Below are 21,613 nucleotides of genomic sequence, written 5' to 3' on the forward strand. Positions count from 1 at the left end.
CCTACTATTTCATAGATTCTTAATTATTTCTGCTACCATTTCATCCGTGGAGGCTGCTCCACCCAGGTCCGGAGTTACATGTTTCGCTTCAGCAAGCACTTTGATAACGGAATTATGTATCTTTTCTGATGCCATTTTTTCTCCGAGACGTTTAATCAGCATCGCTCCACAGAGTATGCTGGCTGTGGGATTGGCAATGCCTTTACCTACCAGATCCGGAGCTGTGCCATGGGTTGCTTCGTATACTGCAGATTCCGCACCTATATTGGCGCCGGGCACTACGCCAAGTCCTCCCACAAGTCCCGCCCCAAGCTCTGATACCAGATCACCGTATAGGTTAGGCAATACGAGTATATCAAACTCTTCAGGACACATGACAAGCTTCATACATAAGTTCTCAGCAGTCATTTCATCATATTTTATATCGGGGTATTTGCTGGCTATGTATCTTACGCTTGAAAGAAAAAGTCCATCAGTAAGCTGCATAATATTCGCTTTGTGAATGCAGGTAACCTTTCTCCGCTTCTCCTTAACTGCGTAATTGAAGGCAAAGGAGGCTATCCTCTCAGATGCATGCCTAGTAATCAATTTTACGCATTCAGCAGCATCAGTACCAATCATATGCTCAAATCCCATGTATAAGTCTTCAGTATTTTCCCTGAATACTACAAGGTCAACATTTTTAAACCTTGACTTTACTCCTTCGAAGGATTTAATCGGCCTAATATTGGCATACAGGTTAAGCTGCTGTCTGAGACTGACATTAGAACTTCTGAAGCCTCTGCCTATCTGTGTCATTACAGGACCCTTCAATGCTATTTTGTTATTTTCAATGGATCTTACCGTGTCCTCAGGCAAAGGAGTCCCAAACCGTTCTAATGCAATCTGTCCCATATACTTTGTCTCCCATTGGATATCAATACCTGCAGCTTCAATTACCTTAATAGCCGCGTTGGTTACCTCCGGTCCTATGCCATCCCCGGGTATGAGTGTAGCTCTATACATACCGTCACCTCCAAAATCTTGTTGTTAAATATATTCTATATCACTTCCACCTTGATTCCAAGAGCTTCTTCCATTTCTTTAAAATGTCTCCCTCGAAGATCCCTTCCTGATGAGTCAAACATTATCCCGGGCAGCATTATAACCTCAGGTCTATGTTCTCTGCTGTCCAGATGAGTTTCTATGTCGTTCAAAGTAAGAAGCCCTGCACACATGATATTTCCACCAAAGTAATTATTTCTGACAGCCTCAATTTTTATCCCGTCATTTTGCGTGATACAGCCAGCTAATATGTCATAAGCTAATTCTGAGGTTAAGAGAAGACATTGGCTCCCTCTGTTTCTTAATATGCCTCTTTCAATCTCATCTATTGCTTCTGGATGAATATCATAATTAAATACCATTCCTGAAGCGGTCTTCACCGGTTTATTTACAGTTATATTCTTGAATTCCCCGTTTCTTAACACTCCAAGCTTAGGGCTGCAAGCTTTGAGGGTTCTATAATATGCATCAACTCTTGATGCTGCAGCTTTGCCATTGACTCTTAGTACTATATCACCCTTTAAGATTCCTGAATCCCAGGCAGGCGAGCCTCTCAGCACCCCCTCAACCCTGGCATGAAGGTCTTTTATTCCGGAAGGCTCCATAATAAGCGGCGTATCCACAGAATTTCGAAGTTCACCAGTGAATCTCTCCAGACTGCTTCTGATATCCTCAGGGGGCAGTATTCCTTTTGAAAACCTTGTATAGCCTGGCATAAAGATCCTAATAGTGGCAGCCCCATATTTGCTGAGGAACAGCACTGTATCCCTTATGTCTTCCCAACCAACCAAATGTGGCATTGCAACTATGCTGCCACTGTAATTAATGCCATAATGACTCAGCTGCTTCACTGAAGCGACAGCTTCCATATGCGCCTTTCCCCGGTAAAGCTTTTCTCTGCCTTGGATACTGCTGCTGTTCAACGATACATTAAGCTCAATATTACCTATTTGGCTCAGCCCTGATAAAACAGCTTCGCTCAGATGTATACCGCTGGTAGTTATCTGAATTGGCGTATCGCTGTACTTGAGTCTTAGATTACCCAGTATTTCCATTATATCATTACGCAGGAATGGCTCACCCTCGCAAATGCGGGTAGCTGATTCTCCTATAACTATCTTTCTTGTCTCATCCAAAAACTCAGTCAGAGTATCGATTTGCTCCCTGCTTAGTTTTTCAATATAGAATGCGTTTATCTCTTCAGGATTCTGCAAATGGCTGCAGAAAATACAGGAAGTACTGCAATCGGTTGTGAGTACCAATATGTTATCCTTGCTTGCAGTCTCAAGCAATAAATTAAAGGGAGCCGGTTTCATAATACACCTACCCCCTTCTTATTCCAACGCAAGATTCGGCATTGCGTTAAGCGTGAAATCAGATCTTGTACCGTTTATATATCTATAATATGCCGCACAACCAATCATTGCTGCATTATCTGTACACAGTATGGGCGAAGGGTAAAGCACCTTTAAGCCCGCCTGTTCCCCTCTATGCTTCAATAACTCTCTCAGTCTGCTGTTGGAAGCCACGCCTCCTGCCAGGACCACATATTCCGACTTCTTATCAAGCGCTGCTTTTACAAGCTTGGCAGACAATACATCCACCACAGCCTCTTGGAAACTTGCAGCAATATCTGCTGTATTTATTTCCTCATCCCTCATTTTCTTTGAGTTAAGATAATTAAGCGCAGCGGATTTTAGACCGCTGAAGCTGAAGTCATAGCTGCCTTCCTCTAAAAAGGCTCTTGGAAAGCTAATCGCATCACGATTGCCGGAAGTTGCAAGCTTATCAATCAGAGGGCCTCCCGGATAACCAAGCCCCAGCGCCCGTGCTATTTTGTCAAAGGCTTCGCCGGCAGCATCATCTCTTGTCCTGCCCAAAATCTCATACTTGTTATAATCAATGACATTCACAATATGGCTGTGGCCTCCCGATGCAACAAGACAGGTGAAAGGCGGCTCCAGCTCCTTATTTTCTATGTAGTTGGCTGCAATATGCCCTTCAATATGATTTACCCCAATTAAAGGCAGATTGCAGCTGTAGGCAATGGCTTTAGCTGTTGAAAGTCCTATTAGCAGAGCTCCTACAAGCCCCGGCCCGCAAGTAACCGCAACAGCATCAACATCTTTTTGTGAGGTGCCCGCCTCAGATAGTGCTTCATCTATAACCCAGCTGATGCTCTCAAGATGTTTCCGTGAAGCAACCTCAGGCACAACCCCCCCAAACTTCTTATGTATGTCTATCTGGCTAGATATAACATTTGACAGTATTATGCGGCCATTTTTTACAACTGCCGCTGAAGTCTCATCACAAGAGGTCTCAATAGCCAGTATTGTAATATCCTTAACCATAGTTAACACTCCAAACATACTATTAAAGACAGGGATAGCCTGTCTTTCTTATGTAGTACTTTTCTCAAGTATTCCAATTACATCCTTAATATCAACATTGTCCGAGTTAATAGCCTGTACTATTTCATCAAAACATATCTTAATAATTTCATAATCCTTGTACTCATGGCAAAAAAGCTTTTTCCCGCTTTTATTTGTAACCTTGGCTATATATAGCGCACCTTCCTGTATAAGGCTGATCATGTGATTCTCTATAACAAATTCTCTAAGCAGCATTCTGTCCCCCCCGTTCATCACTTGTGGAAAGCGTAATATAAAACATTATATCACAAGGGTATATTAATTAGAAGCATACATTATTCTTATATATCAGTCTAAATATTATTTCCCTCTTTATTAATATTATTAGGCAATAAGAACAAAGTTCCCATTGCCTATGTTAAAAGTTCAAATACTATTTCACACACAGGCGAACAATGTTCGCCCCTGCCTTCCTCGTACCCTGTGACCTACTCTATGGTCAAGGTGGTTACATTCAAATCTACGTATATCTTAAGAGTACTCTCTGTCTTTTCATAGTTTTTTGTAACATATTCCTTATCAGAACGGCTTAATACATCACTATTATTGATCTTTACTGAGGATATATCATATTTATCTATTACAATTCTTACCCCAACGTTTTCAGGCAGTCTAAGCTTAAGGCTGGAGGCATTGGCATCTATCCTGACTTCTCCATCCCTTTCATTTTCTCCTGTCAGGTCCAAAGTTATCTTTGATGCATTAGCATCTATATCCAGAGTTTCAAAGCCGCTGTTGCATGCTTCATATATACTTGCACTACTTGCATCTGCTTTCAGTTTAAACTTTTTCAGCAATTCTTTGTTGGGTTCATCAAAATAAATCTTCGCCATTGACGCATTCAATGTAGCATCTACACTTTTAATAAGCATGCTGCCCATATTCAGCTTCAAATCCGAGGCATCAGCTCTAAGCTTCACCTCCAAGGGCAATTTATCCGTAAGCTTGACATCCCACAGATTTACAGGTTTGCCTAGGCTAAACCCTTCCAGTTCATTTTTAATGCTTATCTCATCATCTTCTACTGTAAACTCCGGTTTTAATGATTCCGAGTTATATGAGAATTTCACATCTGCAAGCTTATCATCTGTACTGTCAATTACAGCCTTTGCTACCTTCATATCCAGGTTCAGCTCCATTGACTGGCCACTTTGATGTTTATCACTCAACTCGACAGCTTCCTTATATTCCTTCAATACTCCCGAAACCATGCTCTGTGCATTATCGAACTCCATTACACAAGCCGTAAGCGATAGTCCTATCGCTATAGACAGTATTATCAAAAACCCTTTCTTAAACATTTGATGCCTGCTTTCTGACTGCAGGAGCTCCAATTCTGGTGTCAGCAGCGACACCAATGGCATAAGTCACCAATGCAAGGTATGCCAGCCATCCCAGTATAGGGATTATCTTCAGCACATATACCAGTACAACCCCAACTAATAGGTGTATATACATCGAATTCCTGCCTTCCAAGTAGCCCGTGACCCGATAGCCAATAGCAACTTCAAGAGCTACCATTCCGGCAAAAGCGATCAGAACGAATGCTATGAATATAAATGGTATGAAAATGATTCCTACTAGGGTTATAGCCAAAAGTACTGAAAGCACAACGGCCGCCGGTATAAACAATATCATAATCAAGAACCCTATCCCAAAATGTCTGCCTATCCTACGCTTGCTTTCCTCTGCCATCAGTCCTACCCTGTCAGGTGCAATGAGCAATGCGAGACAGGAGAATGCATATACAACAAACAGGCCAATCATGTCCCCGTAAGAAATTCTTGGAACCAATCCATCATGCCTTTTTATATCGAAGGGGGCATTTATATCCGCAATTTCTCCTCTTATATTCGCATTCGGAGACTTATCCACCCCACCGAATACTCCGGCAGCATCCCCATTTATCAGTCCATTGTTTTTTGCGGATACTCTCCCGAATACAGCTACAGCATCTCCGTCAATGGTTCCGCTAACCGTCACATCCCCAAATATCGCAACCGCATCCCCGGTCAGGCTGCCATTAACAGTTATATCCCCAAATATTGCAACTGCATCTCCATTGACAGTAATTCCCCCGGGAACCTCTATGTTATTAAATATCGCTACTTTATCTTTATTGTCTACATCTAATGCAAAGGCACAAAGCATCAGTACAATCAGCATCATGCCCGCCAGCGCTGCTGCTCCCCTCTTCATTCTCATTCAAATAACCTCCTAATTCTCTCGCAAGTTAAGCCTAAATATTAAGATCAAGTTAATTCCCATAAATGCCATTACTATAGTTGTAACAAAAGTCACATAATCTCTAAGCAGAACATTCCTCAAAACCAGAATCTTTCCTAGAAGTACTGATATCGTAACAAGCACCTCTCTTAAGATGCCAGAAATTATGTTTACTCCGTATATGAGTACATTTTGTGCTGCTATCAGCACTCCACTTTCTCTTACAAAAGGTATTGTCACGAAAGTCAGCATATTCCAAGCAAAAACTATAAGTCCCAGCACTGAAATCAACCAGAAGGCTACGATTTTAGGGTTTGTGAAGTACATCCTCTGGGTCTTTATTCCTTCCATTACCCTTGACTCAAATCCAATAGGAACTTCTATTTCAAGAAACTCTTCCAGAGTGCCTATAGCTTCCCTGAGTACTCTGAATTCCTCTGCACAACCAGAGCATTTGTCGTTATGCTTTATTATCATTTCTCGTTCCAGTTCACTGATATTCCCATCGAAATACTTCATGACTAAACTACTTATTTCCTTGCACTGCAAACTTCTCACGCTCCTTTTCTCTGCTGAGCAATTCATCCTTAAGCATTTGCCGGGCTCTATATAGCCTATTCTTTACTATAGTGAGTGATTCACCTGTAATATCCATTATTTCCTGGTAGGATAAATTTCTATGATGGAACAATATCAGAAATTCTCTGTATTTTTCCGGCAGCTTCATTATTGCATCCTGCACCAGCTTCTGGTTCTCTTTCCTTATATACTCTTCTTCCGGAGTATCTTTCCCATCCTTGATTTCGAACCCATCATCTATAGGTATAGTTTCTGCTTTTCTTTTACGCAAGCTATCCAAACAAAGGTTTGTGGTAACCTTCAATGCCCATGTCATAAACTTATATTCAGGATTGTATTTAGAAAGGGAATTGTACATCCTTATAAATGCCTCCTGAGAGACATCCTCGGCTTCTTCCCTGTTTCCCATCATCCTGAATGCTGTGTTGTAAATAGCCTTCTTATACCTCTCAATGAGTACCTCAAAAGCATTTAAATCTCCAGCCAGGCACTGGTTCACTATTTCAATGTCAGAGGCATTCAAACTTATCCCCACCTCAATATACTTCTATTAATATATACGCTCCCAAAATACAATTGTCTGAAAATGTATGAAAATATCTATTTCAGTTCCTTCCACATTATCACCGCATCTTCTCCTGTATCCGCATAGTAGCCCTTTCTTCTTCCGCTGTCTACAAAACCCAGCTTCTTATAGAGATTCCGCGCAACTTCATTTGAAGCTCTTACCTCTAAAGTAACATGTACAGCCTTGCTGTCCTTTGCTGCCTTAAGCAATGACTGCACTATCTTTTCTCCAATCCTCCGGCCTCTAAAATCAGGGTGAACTGCTATATTTGTTATATGACCCTCATCAAGTACAATCCACATTCCTCCATAAGCCGCAACCACACCATCCACCTTTGCTACAAAATACTTTGCCAAGGTGTTTTTGGAAAGCTCCGATTCAAAGGATTCACGAGACCAAGGGGTTGTAAAGCTCAAGCTCTCTATTTCATATACCTGATCAATATCTTCAAAACTCATCTCTTGCAGCTCTAACTTCTGTTTCTTCTCATATTCAACTTCAGCTTGGGATTTTCTTATATATGTGAGTTTAAAAGTGTTATATGTATCAGCCATGCCCTTACCATACAAATCCTCAGCTAAGGCTGCACAGGAGGAAGCACGCGGCAGCAAGCCGTCAGCAGGTGCCATATAATATTCTCCAAGACCTTTTTTCAAGCTTTCTTGAAAAAGCAGCACACCATCTCCAAGGAAAGTGGTAGGTACCGCCTTCTCCTTAATCAGTTTAATAAGGTCCTCAATTAGAATCGCCCTAAGATCCTCCAGTTTCACCAGCCTGCCCTTTTCCCATGAGTACAGACTGCTGTAGACCATCCCTCTTTGAGCATCAAGCATTGGACAAACCAAGCCTGTACAATTGTAAAGGTTGTATGCCAATGCATCAAGCGTGGGCACTCCGACAATAGGCTTCCTGAAGGTTTGAGCCATCCCCTTCATTATTGATGCTCCAATGCGAAGCCCCGTAAAAGAGCCCGGGCCTGAAGAGCATGCATATATATCGATTTCAGCAGGTTCCATTCCTGATTTCTTGAAGAGGTCATCTATTATGCCCATTATCTTCTGTGAATGGGCTCTATTAATATTCAATATATACTCTGAAACAAGTCTTCCATCTTCCATTATTGCTGCTGTCGCTGCAGAAGTGGACGTATCAACAGCCAGGATTTTCATTATGCTCCATCCCTTTCACTATATCGTCATAAGCTTCACCGGTGGGCTCCATTATTATTTCACGGGAATCGTCTCCCTTTGTATTCAATATGGTTATCCAAAGCCTGTCTCCCGGAATTATATCTCTTACTATATCCGCCCATTCCAATACCACTATCCCATCACCGAAGAAATACTCCTCATAGCCTAATTCATACATTTCTTCAACATCATTGAGTCTATATACATCAAAGTGGTAAAGAGGCAATCTGCCCTGATACTCATTGATAATTGTATAGGTTGGGCTGGTCACATAGTCCTCAACGCCCAGACCCTTTGCTATTCCTTTTGTAAAAGCGGTCTTACCCGCCCCGAGATCTCCTGAGAGACATATGATATTCCCTTTGCTTAGCAGTCTGCCCAGCTGTTCACCAATAATTGACGTCTCTTCAGCACTTTCAGTAATAAATCTAAGCATTAGCTTACCTCCAGAAAAACTTTCCTATATAACAAAATATCTATAGCAATCCCTTAAGAATTGCTATAGATATTATACTCTGTTTAAAGGTAAATGTATACATCTATGCCCTGCTCTACGGAGCATACGCTCAGTCCACGCGGAACTCGAAACGCGTAACACGCAACCATGCCCAATAGGAATGCCCCATGATTAACGTCTAAATATGACCTTACCGTCTATAAGCACTGCATATGTTCTACTGGTAAGCTCGAAAGGATGTCCATCCATTATTACGATATCAGCGTCCTTACCCTTTTCAAGACTGCCTATTCTGTCCTCAAGACCCAATATTTCCGCTGCATTAATTGTTATAGCCTTTAATGCCTCCATCTCATCCAGCCCATCTCTAGCTGCCAAGCCCGCACACACAGGCAAGTACTGTATCGGTACAACCGGATGATCTGTTGTAATGGAGAATTTGATTCCTGCCTTGCTAAGAACCGCCGGAGTCTTAAAGGTTTTATTCTTAAGCTCAAACTTTGTCCTTTCTGTCAGGTGAGGTCCATTTATTATGTATTTCCCTTCCTTTGCAAGCTCATCAGCTATAAGGTGACCTTCTGTGCAATGGTCAATAGTGATATCTACGTCAAACTCTTTGGCAATCCTAAGTGCCGTAAAAATATCGTCAGCTCTGTGAGCATGTGCTTTAAGAGGTATCTCTTTGTTGATGACCTTTATCATCGCTTCCATTTTCATATCAAACTCCGGCTTTTTATCCGGGTCCTGCGACCCCTTTTGAAGCTTCTCATTATATGCCTTTGCTTTAAAAAGCTGCTCTCTTAGTATCGCTGCTGTAGCCATCCTCGTTGTGGGGGATATCTTCTTTTCTGCATAAGTTCTCTTCGGATTTTCTCCAAAGGCTACCTTCATAGCAGCAGGCTCTTTTAGAATCATATCATCCACTCTGTTTCCATAGGTTTTTATGGTCACAAAGGTTCCTCCGATTACATTTGCGCTTCCTGGGCCGGTACATACTGTGGTTATGCCGCCCTCCCTTGCTTCTTCAAAGGTTCTGTCCATAGGGTTTATGGAATCTATTGCCCTAAGCTGCGGCGTGACAGGATCTACCGCTTCATTGCCATCCGCTCCCTCGAAACCAATGGCATCCTCCCACATCCCCAAATGACAATGTGCCTCTATCATGCCGGGCATTACCAGCTTGCCCTCAGCATCAATAACCTCAGCATCTGCCGGAGCCTCAACATTCTCCCCTACAGCAACAATTTTCCCATTGTCCACTAATATGCTGCCACTTTCATATATCTTTTCTGCCATAGTATAGATCTTACCGTTTTTAATGAGTATCATCCATTAACCCCCCCCTAGTATTAATTCAAGCCCTTCATACTTAGGCTAATTCTATTCCTGTCCATATCCACATCCAGAACCTTAACCTTTACAATGTCCCCTACCTGAACAACATCAAGAGGCCTTTTTACAAATCTGTCTGCCAGCTCAGATATGTGCACCAAACCATCCTGATGTACTCCAATGTCCACGAAGGCTCCAAAGTCAATAACATTCCTTACTGTCCCGGTGAGAATCATTTCCGGCCTTAAGTCCTTAATATCCAGTACATCTGACATTAATATAGGCTTCGGCATTTCGTCCCTTGGGTCTCTGCCAGGCTTCTGCAGCTCATTCAATATATCTCTCAGAGTAGGAACTCCTACACCTAACTCAGCTGCCAGAGCGTTTATATCCATACTCACTAATTGGTGTACAACACCGCTCATTTCCTTCTGCTTTAGCTCTGACAATGAATAGCCGGCCTTTTCCAATAGCTTCTTAGCCGCCTCATAGGATTCTGGGTGTACCGAGGTATTATCCAATATATTTTTGCTTTCAGGTATCCTTAAGAAGCCTGCTGCTTGTTCGAAAGCCTTCGCTCCAAGCTTTTTAACCTTCAGCAGCTCCTTCCTGCTCTTAAACATCCCATTTTCTTCCCTGTAAGCCACAATATTTTTAGCAATACCTGAATTTACTCCTGATATATGCTGGAGTAGTGATGGAGAGGCTGTATTCAAATCCACTCCGACACTATTCACGCAGTCTTCCACAACACCCCCAAGAGAGTCAGAAAGCTTCTTCTGGGTGACATCGTGCTGATATTGTCCAACCCCTATAGCCTTAGGGTCTATCTTTACCAATTCGGCAAGAGGGTCCTGAAGCCTTCTTGCAATTGAGATAGCTCCTCTAATGGATACATTAATATCAGGATATTCCTGTGCTGCCAGCTCTGATGCTGAATAAACCGACGCACCCGCCTCATTGACTATTACATAATGAAGCGGTATATTCATTTCCTTGATTATCTCTGCACATATCTTTTCTGATTCTCTTGATGCAGTCCCATTGCCCAAGGATATGACTTCTACATTATATTTCCTAATAAGATTCTCCAACACTCTTTTGCCTTCTGCCAGCTGGTTCTCCGACGCTGTAAGATATACTGTGGTTGTATCCAGCAATTTTCCGGTCTCATCCAATACTGCAATCTTGCAGCCGGTTCTGAAAGCCGGGTCAAAGCCCATTACCACCTTTCCCTTTATAGGTGCCTGCAGAAGAAGATTCCTTAGATTAGCGGCAAATACCTTGATTGCTTGCTCCTCAGCCTTATCAGTAAGCTCGTTTCTTATCTCCCTCTCTATTGATGGAGCAATAAGCCTGCTGTATGCATCCTTTACAACAGCTCCCAGCACGTCTCTATAAGGCGAATTTTCAATTATTGAACCGTTGCTTAAGTAAGTCAATATTCTGTCCACAGGAGCTTCAACCTTGATAGAAAGAAATTCTTCTTTTTCTCCTCTGTTTATTGCAAGTATCCTATGTGGGGCAATTTTGAAAACTGGCTCACTAAAATCATAATACATCTGGTATTCCGATTTTTCCTCCTTAGTGCCCTTTGCAGCAATGATACCGTTTCTGAAGGTCAGCTCCCTTATTTCCTTCCTGAACTCCGCATTATCAGATATGCGCTCTGCAATAATATCCGAAGCCCCATTGATTGCATCCTGAGTTGTTTCTACTCCAAGCTCGGGATTTACAAATTTCATTGCGATTTCTTCCAGAGATTCCTTTGAACTCTCCTGAATCCATATTATATCCGCTAACGGCTCCAAACCTTTTTCCTTGGCTATGGTAGCCCTTGTTCTCTTTTTTTGTTTGTATGGACGGTATAAATCCTCAACCTCCTGCAATAGCTCAGCTTTATCAATAGAAGCCCTGAGCTCGTCAGTGAGCTTGCCCTGCTCTTCAATTAGCCTTATTACCTCTGCCTTTCTATTTTCAAGATTTCTGAGATATGTAAGCCTTTCATTCAGGTCTCTTAATATAGTGTCTGAAAGCTCCCCTGTAAGTTCTTTTCTGTATCGAGCAATAAAAGGTATTGTATTGCCATCGTCTATTAGTTTTACTGTACTTTCAACCTGCCAGAGTTTAACCGACAGTTCCTTCGCTAGTTTTGCAACTATATCCATGTTTATTCTCCTTCGCTTATGCAATAATATATAGAACATTGTACGGGCGATTCATGAATCGCCCCTACTAATTATATTAACCGTTTTTATATATACTTTTCAATAGGTATGAGTCCCTAGTTCATCTCTTGCCCGCAGTACATAAATATGTTAGTATACCATATAAGTACAAATGTTTATTATACGCAGACATGGTGCCTCGTAAAGTATATCTCTTCCAGAGCAGGCGAGGCACCAAACAGATGAAATGCATTTTCAACACTTGAAGGAAGAATTCAGATGTGTTGAAAAGCACTAGGAGGTAATATGTGATGGTAGAAACAAAGATGTTCATAGTTGATTCCAACATACTCCCAAAGGTATATGAGAAGGTCATAGCTGCAAAGCTCTTGTTGAAGGCAGGAGATGCCACGACAATTCAAGAGGCATGTCAAAAGATAGGATTAAGCAGAAGTGCTTTTTATAAATATAAGGATAGTGTCTTTGATTATACTACTCAGGATCTCGGGCGGATTGTTACTTTGTTTATGGTTCTCAAACATACCCCAGGAGTGCTATCTGATATTATAAACAGGATTTCATCTGCTAAAGGCAATATCATTACAATTAATCAGAACATACCTGTAATGGGCTCTGCCTCACTAACAGCATCCATTGATACACAGTCTATGGAGATAAATCCCGAGGAACTGATGGAGCTGCTGCTGTCCTGCAAGGGCTGCAAAAAAGTAGAAATCATAGGGATGGAATAAAAAGGGGCGAACACTGTTCGCCCCTACGTTTTTAGCAATCAAATTTATTAACTATAGTTCTCAGCTCAACTGCCATTTCATTCAATCTGACAGCAGAACTGTTTATCTCCTGCATTGCAGAAGATTGCTCCTCTGTGCTGGCCAGAACATTCTGAGTGCCTCTCGAAGTAGTTTCAGCAATAGAACTTACTTCTCTTACCGCATCAATTACCTGTATATTATCATTCCTAAGCTCAAGCACCGAGTTAGATACAACCCTTACTTCCTCAGCTACAAGATGTATTTCCTTTATTATCTTATCAAAAGTACTATATGTAGAGCTAATGGCTTCAGTACCCTTTTCCACCTCTATCAGTCCTTCGTTCATTGCTACAACTGTTACCTGAGTTTCTCTCTGAACTTCCAACAGAAGAGTTTCTATACTCTTCGAAGCATCCCTTGTCTGCTCTGCAAGGTTTCTTATTTCATTTGCAACTACTGCAAAGCCTTTACCGGCATCTCCTGCACGGGCAGCCTCAATTGCTGCATTCAACGCAAGCATATTTGTCTTCCCTGCTATATCCCTTATTACCTTTACGATTCCTGTTATTTGAGCTGATTTGCTGCCTAAACGCTCAACCAGTGAAGCAGAATTGACAACACTTTCTTTTATTATACCGATTGTTCCGTTTATAATATTTATATTCTCAGAACCCTCTTCGGCAATTTTAGCAGCTCCCTCAGCTGACACTGCAACAGCCTGAGTTTTTTGGGCTGTCTCATCAACTTTGTTAGTAATTTCTTCAACAACTCCAGAAGTCACCTCTACTGATGCCATCTGGGACTGAGCTCCTTCAGCAACACTTTCCACTATTGCAGAAATTTCCTCTGTCGCTGCCGAGCTTATATTTGCACTTTCACTAAGTTTTTGAGCTGCTTCAGTAATTTCAGAAACCGCATCACTTACCTCATTCAGTATAGTGCATAGAGAATCCGTCATAAGGTTGAAAGAGCTTTGGAGTTCTCCAATTTCATCCTTTGAAGTGACAGCCAACCTTTTCTTAAGGTTTCCATTCTTGATTTCTCCGACGACCTTTGACATATTGACAAGAGGCTTGACAATTATGTATGCCAGAAGCAAGCTGCCTCCCAAAGATATTATAAATGCTATTGCTATTAATGCATAAGCTTTGCTCTCTGCAGCTTTCACAGGCTGCAGAGCTTCCTTAACTCCCGTCTCAGTTACAAGTCCCCATCCGGTTAGTGGTACTCTATAATAAGTGCCTATTACTTCTTCACCCTCGTTGTTCTCATACTGTGAGGAACCTTCCTTACCTTTCACCAGGTTTATAGGACCTTCTATCATATTTTCTACTGTATTATAGCTTTTCAGCACCATGTCCTTATATTGAGGGTGTGCAAACACTATTCCGTTTTTATCTATTATATATGCAACCCCGCTTTGGCCTATCTTAGTTTGGGTTATAAACGCCTGGATTTCGTCCAACACAACCTTGGCGCACAAAACCCCAGCTACAGACTTATTCTGGTCCAATACCGGAACAGCTATATTGAAGGCCGGAGCACGGAGCTTGGCATCCAGGTATGAATCAGATATAAAGCTTTGGCCTCTCATGGACTCGGTGTACCATCTTTCCTGTCCTATGTTTGTACCATTTAACTGCGTATTCATTGAATACAGCACTGTACCATTTACATCCGTGAGTGTGATCTCCTTAAAAGCTGACTGCTGGCTTGAGGCAATTTTTCTTATAAGCCTTTCCTGCTGGTAGCTGTCCATTGCAAGTACATCCACCGACTGTGGTATCAGCTCCAAGGTCTTAAGACTTTGTGTAATATTTGCGTTTATCCTCTCAACAAGCCCCTTATTTACAGATGTATTCAGCTCATTCATATTGCCCATTATCGTATCTTTCTGAGCGTTTATGCTGGACAGTGTGAGAAATGTAAGTGGTATGAGAGTCATAAGCATAACAAGCAAAATAATTCTTCCCCTGATACCTCCGACCAACTTGTGGATGTCGAATTTGACCTTTATATGTTCCTTTGGTCCCTTGGGGCTTGGAGTCTTTGCATTTGACTTCCTTATCTTAAATGCAGGAAGCTTAATGTTCAGCTTAGGGAATTTGACATTTTTTAAAAAACCAAAATAATTCCTTTTATGTTTAAAAGACAGGCCTTTACCCATTTTAGGGAATTTAAAATAGTTATCTCTCTTTCTCATGCTATTCACCCCTGTTTCGCCTTATTATGTGCTTATATGATTTTATTCTAATATAAAGCTGGTAAATAAACAACACTTTTGTCATATTTGGTATATCTGTGAGTTTTTGGTTTATTAGATAAAAAAACAGACCTATTTTTTTAGGTCTGCAACTCTTTTATACGCCATTTTTCTGATTCAAATATGCATTAATGAAATTATCCAATTCTCCATCCATTACTGCACTGACATTTCCTGTCTCTTCACTCGTCCTGTGATCTTTAACCATATTGTAAGGATGGAATACATAGGAACGTATCTGACTGCCCCAAGCTATTTCCTTATACTCACCCTTTATGTCATCAATTTTGTCCTTTTGCTCCTGTTCTCTTAGGGTAAGGATCTTGGCAGTAAGCATTTTCATTGCCATATCCTTGTTGCTGTGCTGGGATCGCTCATTCTGGCACTGGACCACAATACCCGTAGGTATATGTGTTATTCGTACAGCAGAATCCGTTTTATTTACATGCTGCCCGCCAGCCCCTCCGGAACGGTAAGTATCAATCTTCAAATCATCTTCATTAATCTCTGCTTTTACATCATCATCAAGCTCCGGCATTACATCTACTGAAGCAAAAGATGTATGACGCTTTCCGGCTGCATCAAAGGGTGAAATCCTTACAAGTCTGTGCACGCCCTTTTCTGATTTCAAAAAGCCATAGGCATTGTCACCTTCAACAAGCAGAGTGGCACTCTTTATACCCGCTTCATAATCCCTTTGCATATCAAGAATTGATACAGCATAGCCCTTCTTTTCAGCCCACCTCGTATACATTCTTAGCAGCATTTCAGCCCAATCCTGAGCTTCCAAACCTCCTGCTCCTGAATGAACTGTAAATATTGCATTGTTCCTGTCATATTGTCCGTTGAGCAAAGTTTCAATCCTAAGGCTCTCAACATCCTCCTTTAAACTCTTAAAAGAGGTCTCCACTTCAGGTATCACAGATTCGTCCTCAGCTTCTATTCCAAGCTCTATGAGAACCTCTAAATCCTCATATTCCTTTTTCAAACTGTCAATTCTATCTGCTTTATCCTTCAATGACTTTATCCTTTTAAGAACTTTTCCTGCATTCTCAGCATCATTCCAGAAGCTTTCCTGATGCATTTCCTGCTCCAGCTCATAGACCTGTTCCTGAATTATTGTCAGGTCAAAGTGACACCTCAATTTCCTTTATTGTTTCCTCTATCTGGGATAGATTATATTTATACTGCTCCAATTCAAGCATATGTTATTACCTCCGTTTTTGTCTCGTGCTACGTGCCTCGTGCCACGTGCAATGCCTGGGTATTCCTTTTAGGTCCTATAAGTGACGGAAACCACTGAACACACGGATGTTTCACGGAATCACACGTTATTGATTTTATTTTTCCCGCCGTGTATTCAGTGGATTTCCGTGTCTCCAGTGTTACCCGTTCCTTGTATCTCCAAGCTAGTTCTTGCCTTGCCCGCAGCATTTCTTGTACTTCTTGCCGCTTCCGCAAGGGCATGGATCATTTCTGCCTATTTTATCTTCCTTTACAATAGGCTTCCTCACACCTTCTTCATGGTTTGTCACTACTGGCTCAGCTACCTGTTCTCTCTTAGGCAGGTTAGACGTATTTATATTGTAAATGAATCTTACAGTATCCTCTTTAATATTTTGTATAAGCTCTACGAACATATCATAACCTTCAATCTGATATGCCTGCACTGGATCCTGCTGTCCATAAGCTCTGAGTGAAATCCCCTCTCTGAGCTGATCCATTGCGTCTATATGGTCAATCCACTTGGTATCAACTGATCTTAGGAGTGCAACCCGTTCCAGCTCACGCATCACTTCAGCATCTATCTGAGATTCTTTATATTCATATATCTGTACAGCCTTATCCTTTATGGCCTCTTTGAGTTCGTCCCTTGTAAACTTCAAAAGTTCTTCCTTGCTAAAAGCATTCTTTGGAAGGAAAATTGGATGCAGATATTCCAAGAGTCCTTTGAGATCCCATTCTTCAGCAAACTCACTGCCTACTGTATAGGTAACAACCGCACTGTCTATTATCTCTGCTATCATTTCCATGATAGTTTCCCTGATGTTCTCTCCAAGCAGCACCTGGCGTCTCTGGCTGTATATGACTGTTCTCTGCTTATTCATTACATTGTCATACTGAAGCACATGCTTTCTTATGTCAAAGTTTCTTCCTTCTACCTTCTTTTGAGCATTTTCTATTGACTTCGAAAGTAATGAATGCTCAATGGTCATATCTTCTTCCATACCCAGAGTCTCAACAAGCTTCATTATTCTTTCCGACCCGAACAGTCTCATTAAATCATCTTCCAAAGAGATAAAGAATCTGCTGGATCCCTCATCTCCCTGCCTTCCGGCACGGCCCCTGAGCTGGTTGTCTATACGTCTGGATTCATGTCTCTCTGTACCTAATATATGAAGTCCGCCAAGCTCCTTCACACCCTCACCAAGGACTATATCAGTACCTCTGCCGGCCATATTGGTTGAGATTGTAACCGTCCCACGCTGTCCTGCCTGAGCCACTATCTGAGCTTCTTTTTCATGATACTTGGCGTTCAATACCTCATGAGGCACCCCTCTTTTCTTTAGCATATCGCTAAGCATTTCGGAGGTCTCAACAGATATTGTTCCTACAAGTACAGGCTGCCCCTTGGCATGAAGCCTGACGATTTCTTCAGCAACTGCGTTGAACTTGCCCTTTTTATTCTTATATACAGCATCCGGATTATCTTCTCTAATCATTGGCCTGTTTGTGGGTATTTCAACAACATCCAGATTATATATGGTTCTGAATTCATCCTCTTCTGTCTTCGCGGTACCTGTCATACCTGCCAGCTTGTTGTACATCCTGAAATAGTTCTGGAAGGTTATTGTTGCCAAGGTCTGTGATTCTCTTTCGACCTTTACCCCTTCCTTTGCCTCTATAGCCTGATGCAAACCATCGCTGTATCTTCTTCCTAACATGAGTCTTCCTGTGAATTCGTCAACTATTATTATCTGCCCTTCCTTCACCACATAATCTATATCACGGCGCATAAGGTTTCTGGCTTTAAGCGCCTGATTTATATGATGCTGTATCTCCATATTGTTGGCATCGGCAAGGTTTTCCAAATTGAAGAATCTTTCTGCTCTTTCTACGCCTTCCTCAGTAAGAACTACAGTATTTGACTTTTCATCTATTGAAAAATCAGTTTCTTTCTTAAGTCCTTTAACAAAAGTATCTGCAACAAAATAAAGCTGAGTGGATTTTTCACCTGCACCTGATATTATGAGAGGTGTTCTGGCTTCATCTATCAATATGCTGTCCACTTCGTCCACTATAGCAAAATTCAGATCTCTCTGAACCATCTGGTCTCTGTATATTACCATGTTGTCTCTCAAGTAATCGAAACCATATTCATTGTTTGTGCCATAGGATATATCTGCGTTGTAAGCCTTCTGCCTATCCTCCGGTTCAAGTCCGTGAACAATGAGTCCAACCGACATACCCAGGAAGTTATACAGCTTCCCCATCCACTGACTTTGATAGGTCGCCAGGTAGTCATTTACTGTAACCAAGTGAGTACCTTTGCCGGAAAGGGCATTCAAGTACAGTGGAAGCGTTGCAACCAATGTCTTTCCTTCACCTGTTTTCATCTCTGCAATCCTACCCTGATGCAGTATGATTCCACCAATAAGCTGCACATCAAAGTGTCTCATTCCGAGAACTCTTACAGAAGCCTCCCTTACCACTGCATAAGCCTCAACCATAAGATCATCCAAGGTCTCCCCTTTTGCGAGCCTTTCCTTGAATTCATCGGTCTTTTTCTGAAGCTCCTCATCGGTAAGCTTTTTCATACCAGGTTCCAATTCATTTATCTTTTCAACTATCTTTGATACTTTTTTAATTTCTTTCTCATTCTGGCTGCCGAATATTTTATCTAAAAACATACTATTATCTCTCCTTATAACCTCATAATTTTTTGCTACGTGCTTCGTGCCACGAGCCACGTGCAAAGCTCGGGTATTCCTACCAGGTTTGGTTTCGCGCTGCGAGCTTTTAGGTATTAATTATAAGGTTAATCAGAATACTGCTTTCTTCCATATGCTGTTTTTCAAAATTAAGTTATTTAAATAGTATACTAATACTATTAACGGCAATATATAGAATTGAATATGCTTCAGACCTGAGTCCTCCGCATTAATATCCATGAAATCTCTAAAACCCTCATTATCTTTTTCAGATTTCCTTATGCGTGCTTCGTTTATTGAGACTTTTGCATCCTGTATGAATAATTTATTTGTTGCAAGTATATCAATAAACGCTTTCTTTCCAATTTTGACAAAATTATCAGAATCAATTCTATCAGATGAACCTGAAAGCACCGTAAATACCATGAAAATGAAAGCTGCATACTTTTTTATATTGTTATAGCTGTCTCGTGACATTCAGACTCACCTACTTTCCAGGCAATGGGCTATGGGCAATGACTTAAGCCTGTCTTCGAAGCTTCGCCTGAAACCTCGAACCTCGTACCCCGCACCTCGTGCCAAAAATACATACATAATATTTTATCACAATTTCATGTTCTAGTCTGCACATTTACAAAAAAACAAATGCAGCACATGTATTAACCCATATACTGCACAGTCTTATCTTTTTTTAATTTTTTAACCATTATTTCTTGTATATATATGAAAATCCCCAATGCCATGATTATATCGCCAATGCTGAAAATCTTTGGTCTTGGATAAGGTTTGCCAAGCACAAAAATATCTCCCAGATATTTGAATACCGTGTGATTGTTAATTAATGCATGTGTAATAATCTTCCCATCTCTAATAGCATGCATGTTATCTATCAATCCGATATTGGTCATCGCCTCTCCCGAGACCGGCATCTGTCCGCCATTTGCCATTATTACAATAAAGTTCAGGAATACTCCTATAAATACTATCTTAAATGCTAAAATGCTCCGATTAAAGAATATACCTGCAAAAAGGAGCAGATATGATAAGCAATGGATGTATAATATATTTTCATTGAAAAGGCCAATACCTTTTGAAGCCATGAAAACAGCTGCAAATTCTATTGCGAATGCGGAAATGAAAAAATACCATTTTTCCAAGTTTGCATCCTTAATATTTGAAAAGCTTCCACCCCTAAGCTTCCCAACTACAATTGAGGTACCTACACTCTCAACCAGCAATCCTCTTCAACTCCCTATTTTCCTTTATCATTTTAATGAATGTATCTGCAAGCTTGTAATCAAACTGGCTGCCCTTGCCATTCTCAATAACCTCAATGGCTTCCTCCACTGTCATTGCGTTTCTGTATGGACGCTCTGAAGTTAATGCGTCAAAAACATCGGCTAGACTCAGTATTTGTGATTCAAGCACTATATTCTCAATTTTTCTGCCCTCAGGATAGCCTGTCCCATCATATCTTTCATGATGGCTGAGTATGATTCTGGACACATCCTTAAGAAAATCAATATCTTTAATGATTTTTACGCCGATTTCCGGGTGCTGTTTAATCTTATCGAACTCATCCTCTGTAAGCCTTCCAGGCTTGTTCAGTATACTTTCTTCTACGCCTATCTTCCCTATATCATGGAGTATGGCAGCTATTTTAAGGTTCTCCATTCTTTTCGGCGACAGTCCAAGTCTTTCAGCCAGTCCGCACGCGTATTCACCAACTCTTATTGAGTGACCGTTTGTATAGGGATCTTTTGCCTCAACAGCCTGGGACAAAGATTTTACAGTATCTATATATATGTCTCTCATATCAACATACAGCTTGAAAGAATATCTGGCAAAAAGAAGCGGACCGAAGAATAGCAATACACCGACTATCCTGTAGTTAATGTAAGCTATTGCCATTATAATGGCAAGCGGAGCCATAGCAAAGTAATCCTTTACTACCCATGCAATATTTTTACAGAAATTGCTAAAGAAGTTCTCACCTGTAATAAGGTGCATAAGAATTGACATGATTACGGCATTAGTCAGTATATAGACTATCATACTTGCAACAATCGCAATCACCGCAAGAATTGATGAATTCAAGTCTATTATACCGGGAGTTGCTCCCAGGCTTTCATAGCAAAACCCCGCCAAACCTGCAGAAAGGGCAGCATTTGCCCCATTAAAAAATGTTTTCTCTATTGGAAAATTAAAGGGATGAAATATCTTTCCATCATGGTTTATTACCCTAAACATAACTCCCAAGCTAGTTATCCATGCTGCTTCAGGCACCCCGAATATCACTATAGCAGCAAGGCCTATAGCAAATCCTACAGATAATGCTCTTTGTCCCTGGGTAACTATAACCAGTGATTCAGCAATTATAGATAATAATGTAAAAATAACCAGACCCACTACATCAATGTCATGAGCCTGATTTATTGTATATAGAAAAAAAGATGCCCCTAATAATACTATAATTGCTACATATGCTCTAAGTTTATTCGACATATATTCACCTCATTATAATGGCCGACATATCTTATTCTGCTATTAGAACCAAGTCTGGTGTGCTCCTCCGGCTAATACTAATGTAAGTATAGTCATAAGAATACCTATTATTTTTCTCACTGTTTGCCCCTCCCTTTTTTTCAA

General features: G+C 41.1%; 18 protein-coding genes and 1 pseudogene. 1 reads left to right on the top strand and 18 read right to left on the bottom strand.

Annotated features, from left to right (window positions below; all coding sequences use genetic code 11):
• Nucleotides 1-9 precede the first annotated feature (9 nt).
• The 12 genes from VEB00_15110 to VEB00_15165 form a co-directional block, all read right to left on the bottom strand.
• On the bottom strand, nt 10-1,005 hold the full coding sequence (locus tag VEB00_15110) for an isocitrate/isopropylmalate dehydrogenase family protein (GenBank protein ID HYF84348.1): 996 nt from the start codon (nt 1,003-1,005) through the stop codon (nt 10-12).
• Between the two features lie 35 nt (nt 1,006-1,040).
• Complete coding sequence (locus tag VEB00_15115; GenBank protein HYF84349.1) at nt 1,041-2,360, bottom strand: DUF512 domain-containing protein; 1,320 nt, start codon at nt 2,358-2,360, stop codon at nt 1,041-1,043.
• Nucleotides 2,361-2,378: 18 nt separating this feature from the next.
• A complete protein-coding gene (tsaD, locus tag VEB00_15120; GenBank protein HYF84350.1) occupies nt 2,379-3,395 on the bottom strand; it encodes a tRNA (adenosine(37)-N6)-threonylcarbamoyltransferase complex transferase subunit TsaD in 1,017 nt (338 codons plus the stop codon).
• Between the two features lie 48 nt (nt 3,396-3,443).
• Nucleotides 3,444-3,671, bottom strand: coding sequence for a hypothetical protein (locus VEB00_15125; GenBank protein HYF84351.1), 228 nt, complete (start codon nt 3,669-3,671; stop codon nt 3,444-3,446).
• Between the two features lie 233 nt (nt 3,672-3,904).
• Complete coding sequence (locus VEB00_15130) at nt 3,905-4,777, bottom strand: hypothetical protein (GenBank protein HYF84352.1); 873 nt, start codon at nt 4,775-4,777, stop codon at nt 3,905-3,907.
• On the bottom strand, nt 4,770-5,681 hold the full coding sequence (locus VEB00_15135; protein HYF84353.1) for a hypothetical protein: 912 nt from the start codon (nt 5,679-5,681) through the stop codon (nt 4,770-4,772). The genes VEB00_15130 and VEB00_15135 overlap by 8 nt, the downstream gene beginning before the upstream one ends.
• 12 nt (nt 5,682-5,693) lie before the next feature.
• Nucleotides 5,694-6,251, bottom strand: coding sequence for a zf-HC2 domain-containing protein (locus VEB00_15140; protein HYF84354.1), 558 nt, complete (start codon nt 6,249-6,251; stop codon nt 5,694-5,696).
• Entirely contained in the window at nt 6,229-6,804 is a 576-nt protein-coding gene (locus tag VEB00_15145) for a sigma-70 family RNA polymerase sigma factor (GenBank protein HYF84355.1), read from the bottom strand. The genes VEB00_15140 and VEB00_15145 overlap by 23 nt, the downstream gene beginning before the upstream one ends.
• Before the next feature lie 77 nt (nt 6,805-6,881).
• Nucleotides 6,882-8,018 (bottom strand): tRNA (adenosine(37)-N6)-threonylcarbamoyltransferase complex dimerization subunit type 1 TsaB, encoded by a 1,137-nt coding sequence (tsaB, locus tag VEB00_15150; GenBank protein HYF84356.1) that lies wholly within the window; start codon nt 8,016-8,018, stop codon nt 6,882-6,884.
• On the bottom strand, nt 7,999-8,475 hold the full coding sequence (gene tsaE / locus VEB00_15155) for a tRNA (adenosine(37)-N6)-threonylcarbamoyltransferase complex ATPase subunit type 1 TsaE (GenBank protein ID HYF84357.1): 477 nt from the start codon (nt 8,473-8,475) through the stop codon (nt 7,999-8,001). The genes tsaB and tsaE overlap by 20 nt, the downstream gene beginning before the upstream one ends.
• A 192-nt stretch (nt 8,476-8,667) precedes the next feature.
• Nucleotides 8,668-9,825, bottom strand: coding sequence for an amidohydrolase (locus VEB00_15160; protein HYF84358.1), 1,158 nt, complete (start codon nt 9,823-9,825; stop codon nt 8,668-8,670).
• Nucleotides 9,826-9,845: 20 nt separating this feature from the next.
• The gene (locus VEB00_15165; protein HYF84359.1) at nt 9,846-11,996 is read right to left on the bottom strand and encodes a Tex family protein; all 2,151 of its coding nucleotides are present in this window, start codon (nt 11,994-11,996) and stop codon (nt 9,846-9,848) included.
• 311 nt (nt 11,997-12,307) lie between these two features.
• On the opposite strand from VEB00_15165, the gene VEB00_15170 reads away from it, so the two are divergent.
• A complete protein-coding gene (locus tag VEB00_15170; GenBank protein HYF84360.1) occupies nt 12,308-12,748 on the top strand; it encodes an ACT domain-containing protein in 441 nt (146 codons plus the stop codon).
• Between the two features lie 31 nt (nt 12,749-12,779).
• On the opposite strand, the gene VEB00_15175 is transcribed toward VEB00_15170, so the two are convergent.
• The 6 genes and pseudogenes from VEB00_15175 to VEB00_15200 all read right to left on the bottom strand — a co-directional run bounded on the left by VEB00_15175 (nt 12,780) and on the right by VEB00_15200 (nt 21,469).
• Nucleotides 12,780-14,972, bottom strand: a complete 2,193-nt coding sequence (locus VEB00_15175; protein HYF84361.1) for a methyl-accepting chemotaxis protein — start codon at nt 14,970-14,972, stop codon at nt 12,780-12,782.
• A gap of 157 nt (nt 14,973-15,129) precedes the next feature.
• Nucleotides 15,130-16,237 (bottom strand): annotated as a pseudogene (prfB, locus tag VEB00_15180) (peptide chain release factor 2).
• A gap of 204 nt (nt 16,238-16,441) precedes the next feature.
• Nucleotides 16,442-18,943, bottom strand: coding sequence for a preprotein translocase subunit SecA (gene secA / locus VEB00_15185; protein HYF84362.1), 2,502 nt, complete (start codon nt 18,941-18,943; stop codon nt 16,442-16,444).
• A gap of 132 nt (nt 18,944-19,075) precedes the next feature.
• A complete protein-coding gene (locus VEB00_15190; protein HYF84363.1) occupies nt 19,076-19,441 on the bottom strand; it encodes a hypothetical protein in 366 nt (121 codons plus the stop codon).
• Nucleotides 19,442-19,623: 182 nt separating this feature from the next.
• Complete coding sequence (locus VEB00_15195) at nt 19,624-20,202, bottom strand: DUF5317 domain-containing protein (protein ID HYF84364.1); 579 nt, start codon at nt 20,200-20,202, stop codon at nt 19,624-19,626.
• A complete protein-coding gene (locus VEB00_15200; protein HYF84365.1) occupies nt 20,192-21,469 on the bottom strand; it encodes an HD-GYP domain-containing protein in 1,278 nt (425 codons plus the stop codon). Before VEB00_15200 ends, VEB00_15195 begins: the two co-directional genes overlap by 11 nt.
• Nucleotides 21,470-21,613: the final 144 nt, after the last annotated feature.

The sequence above is a fragment of the Clostridia bacterium genome (genome assembly GCA_035628995.1).
Classification (GTDB): domain Bacteria; phylum Bacillota; class Clostridia; order Lutisporales; family Lutisporaceae; genus BRH-c25.

Excerpts from the sequence above, each read along its gene's own strand:
- VEB00_15165 (HYF84359.1), bottom strand. The coding sequence starts at position 11,996 with ATGGATATAGTTGCAAAACTAGCGAAGGAACTGTCGGTTAAACTCTGG.
- tsaB (HYF84356.1), bottom strand. The coding sequence starts at position 8,018 with ATGAAAATCCTGGCTGTTGATACGTCCACTTCTGCAGCGACAGCAGCA.
- VEB00_15125 (HYF84351.1), bottom strand. The coding sequence starts at position 3,671 with ATGCTGCTTAGAGAATTTGTTATAGAGAATCACATGATCAGCCTTATA.
- VEB00_15175 (HYF84361.1), bottom strand. The coding sequence starts at position 14,972 with ATGAGAAAGAGAGATAACTATTTTAAATTCCCTAAAATGGGTAAAGGC.
- secA (HYF84362.1), bottom strand. The coding sequence starts at position 18,943 with ATGTTTTTAGATAAAATATTCGGCAGCCAGAATGAGAAAGAAATTAAA.
- VEB00_15170 (HYF84360.1), top strand. The coding sequence starts at position 12,308 with ATGGTAGAAACAAAGATGTTCATAGTTGATTCCAACATACTCCCAAAG.
- VEB00_15130 (HYF84352.1), bottom strand. The coding sequence starts at position 4,777 with ATGTTTAAGAAAGGGTTTTTGATAATACTGTCTATAGCGATAGGACTA.
- VEB00_15160 (HYF84358.1), bottom strand. The coding sequence starts at position 9,825 with ATGATACTCATTAAAAACGGTAAGATCTATACTATGGCAGAAAAGATA.
- tsaE (HYF84357.1), bottom strand. The coding sequence starts at position 8,475 with ATGCTTAGATTTATTACTGAAAGTGCTGAAGAGACGTCAATTATTGGT.
- VEB00_15115 (HYF84349.1), bottom strand. The coding sequence starts at position 2,360 with ATGAAACCGGCTCCCTTTAATTTATTGCTTGAGACTGCAAGCAAGGAT.
- VEB00_15135 (HYF84353.1), bottom strand. The coding sequence starts at position 5,681 with ATGAGAATGAAGAGGGGAGCAGCAGCGCTGGCGGGCATGATGCTGATT.
- VEB00_15110 (HYF84348.1), bottom strand. The coding sequence starts at position 1,005 with ATGTATAGAGCTACACTCATACCCGGGGATGGCATAGGACCGGAGGTA.
- VEB00_15190 (HYF84363.1), bottom strand. The coding sequence starts at position 19,441 with ATGTCACGAGACAGCTATAACAATATAAAAAAGTATGCAGCTTTCATT.
- tsaD (HYF84350.1), bottom strand. The coding sequence starts at position 3,395 with ATGGTTAAGGATATTACAATACTGGCTATTGAGACCTCTTGTGATGAG.
- VEB00_15200 (HYF84365.1), bottom strand. The coding sequence starts at position 21,469 with ATGTCGAATAAACTTAGAGCATATGTAGCAATTATAGTATTATTAGGG.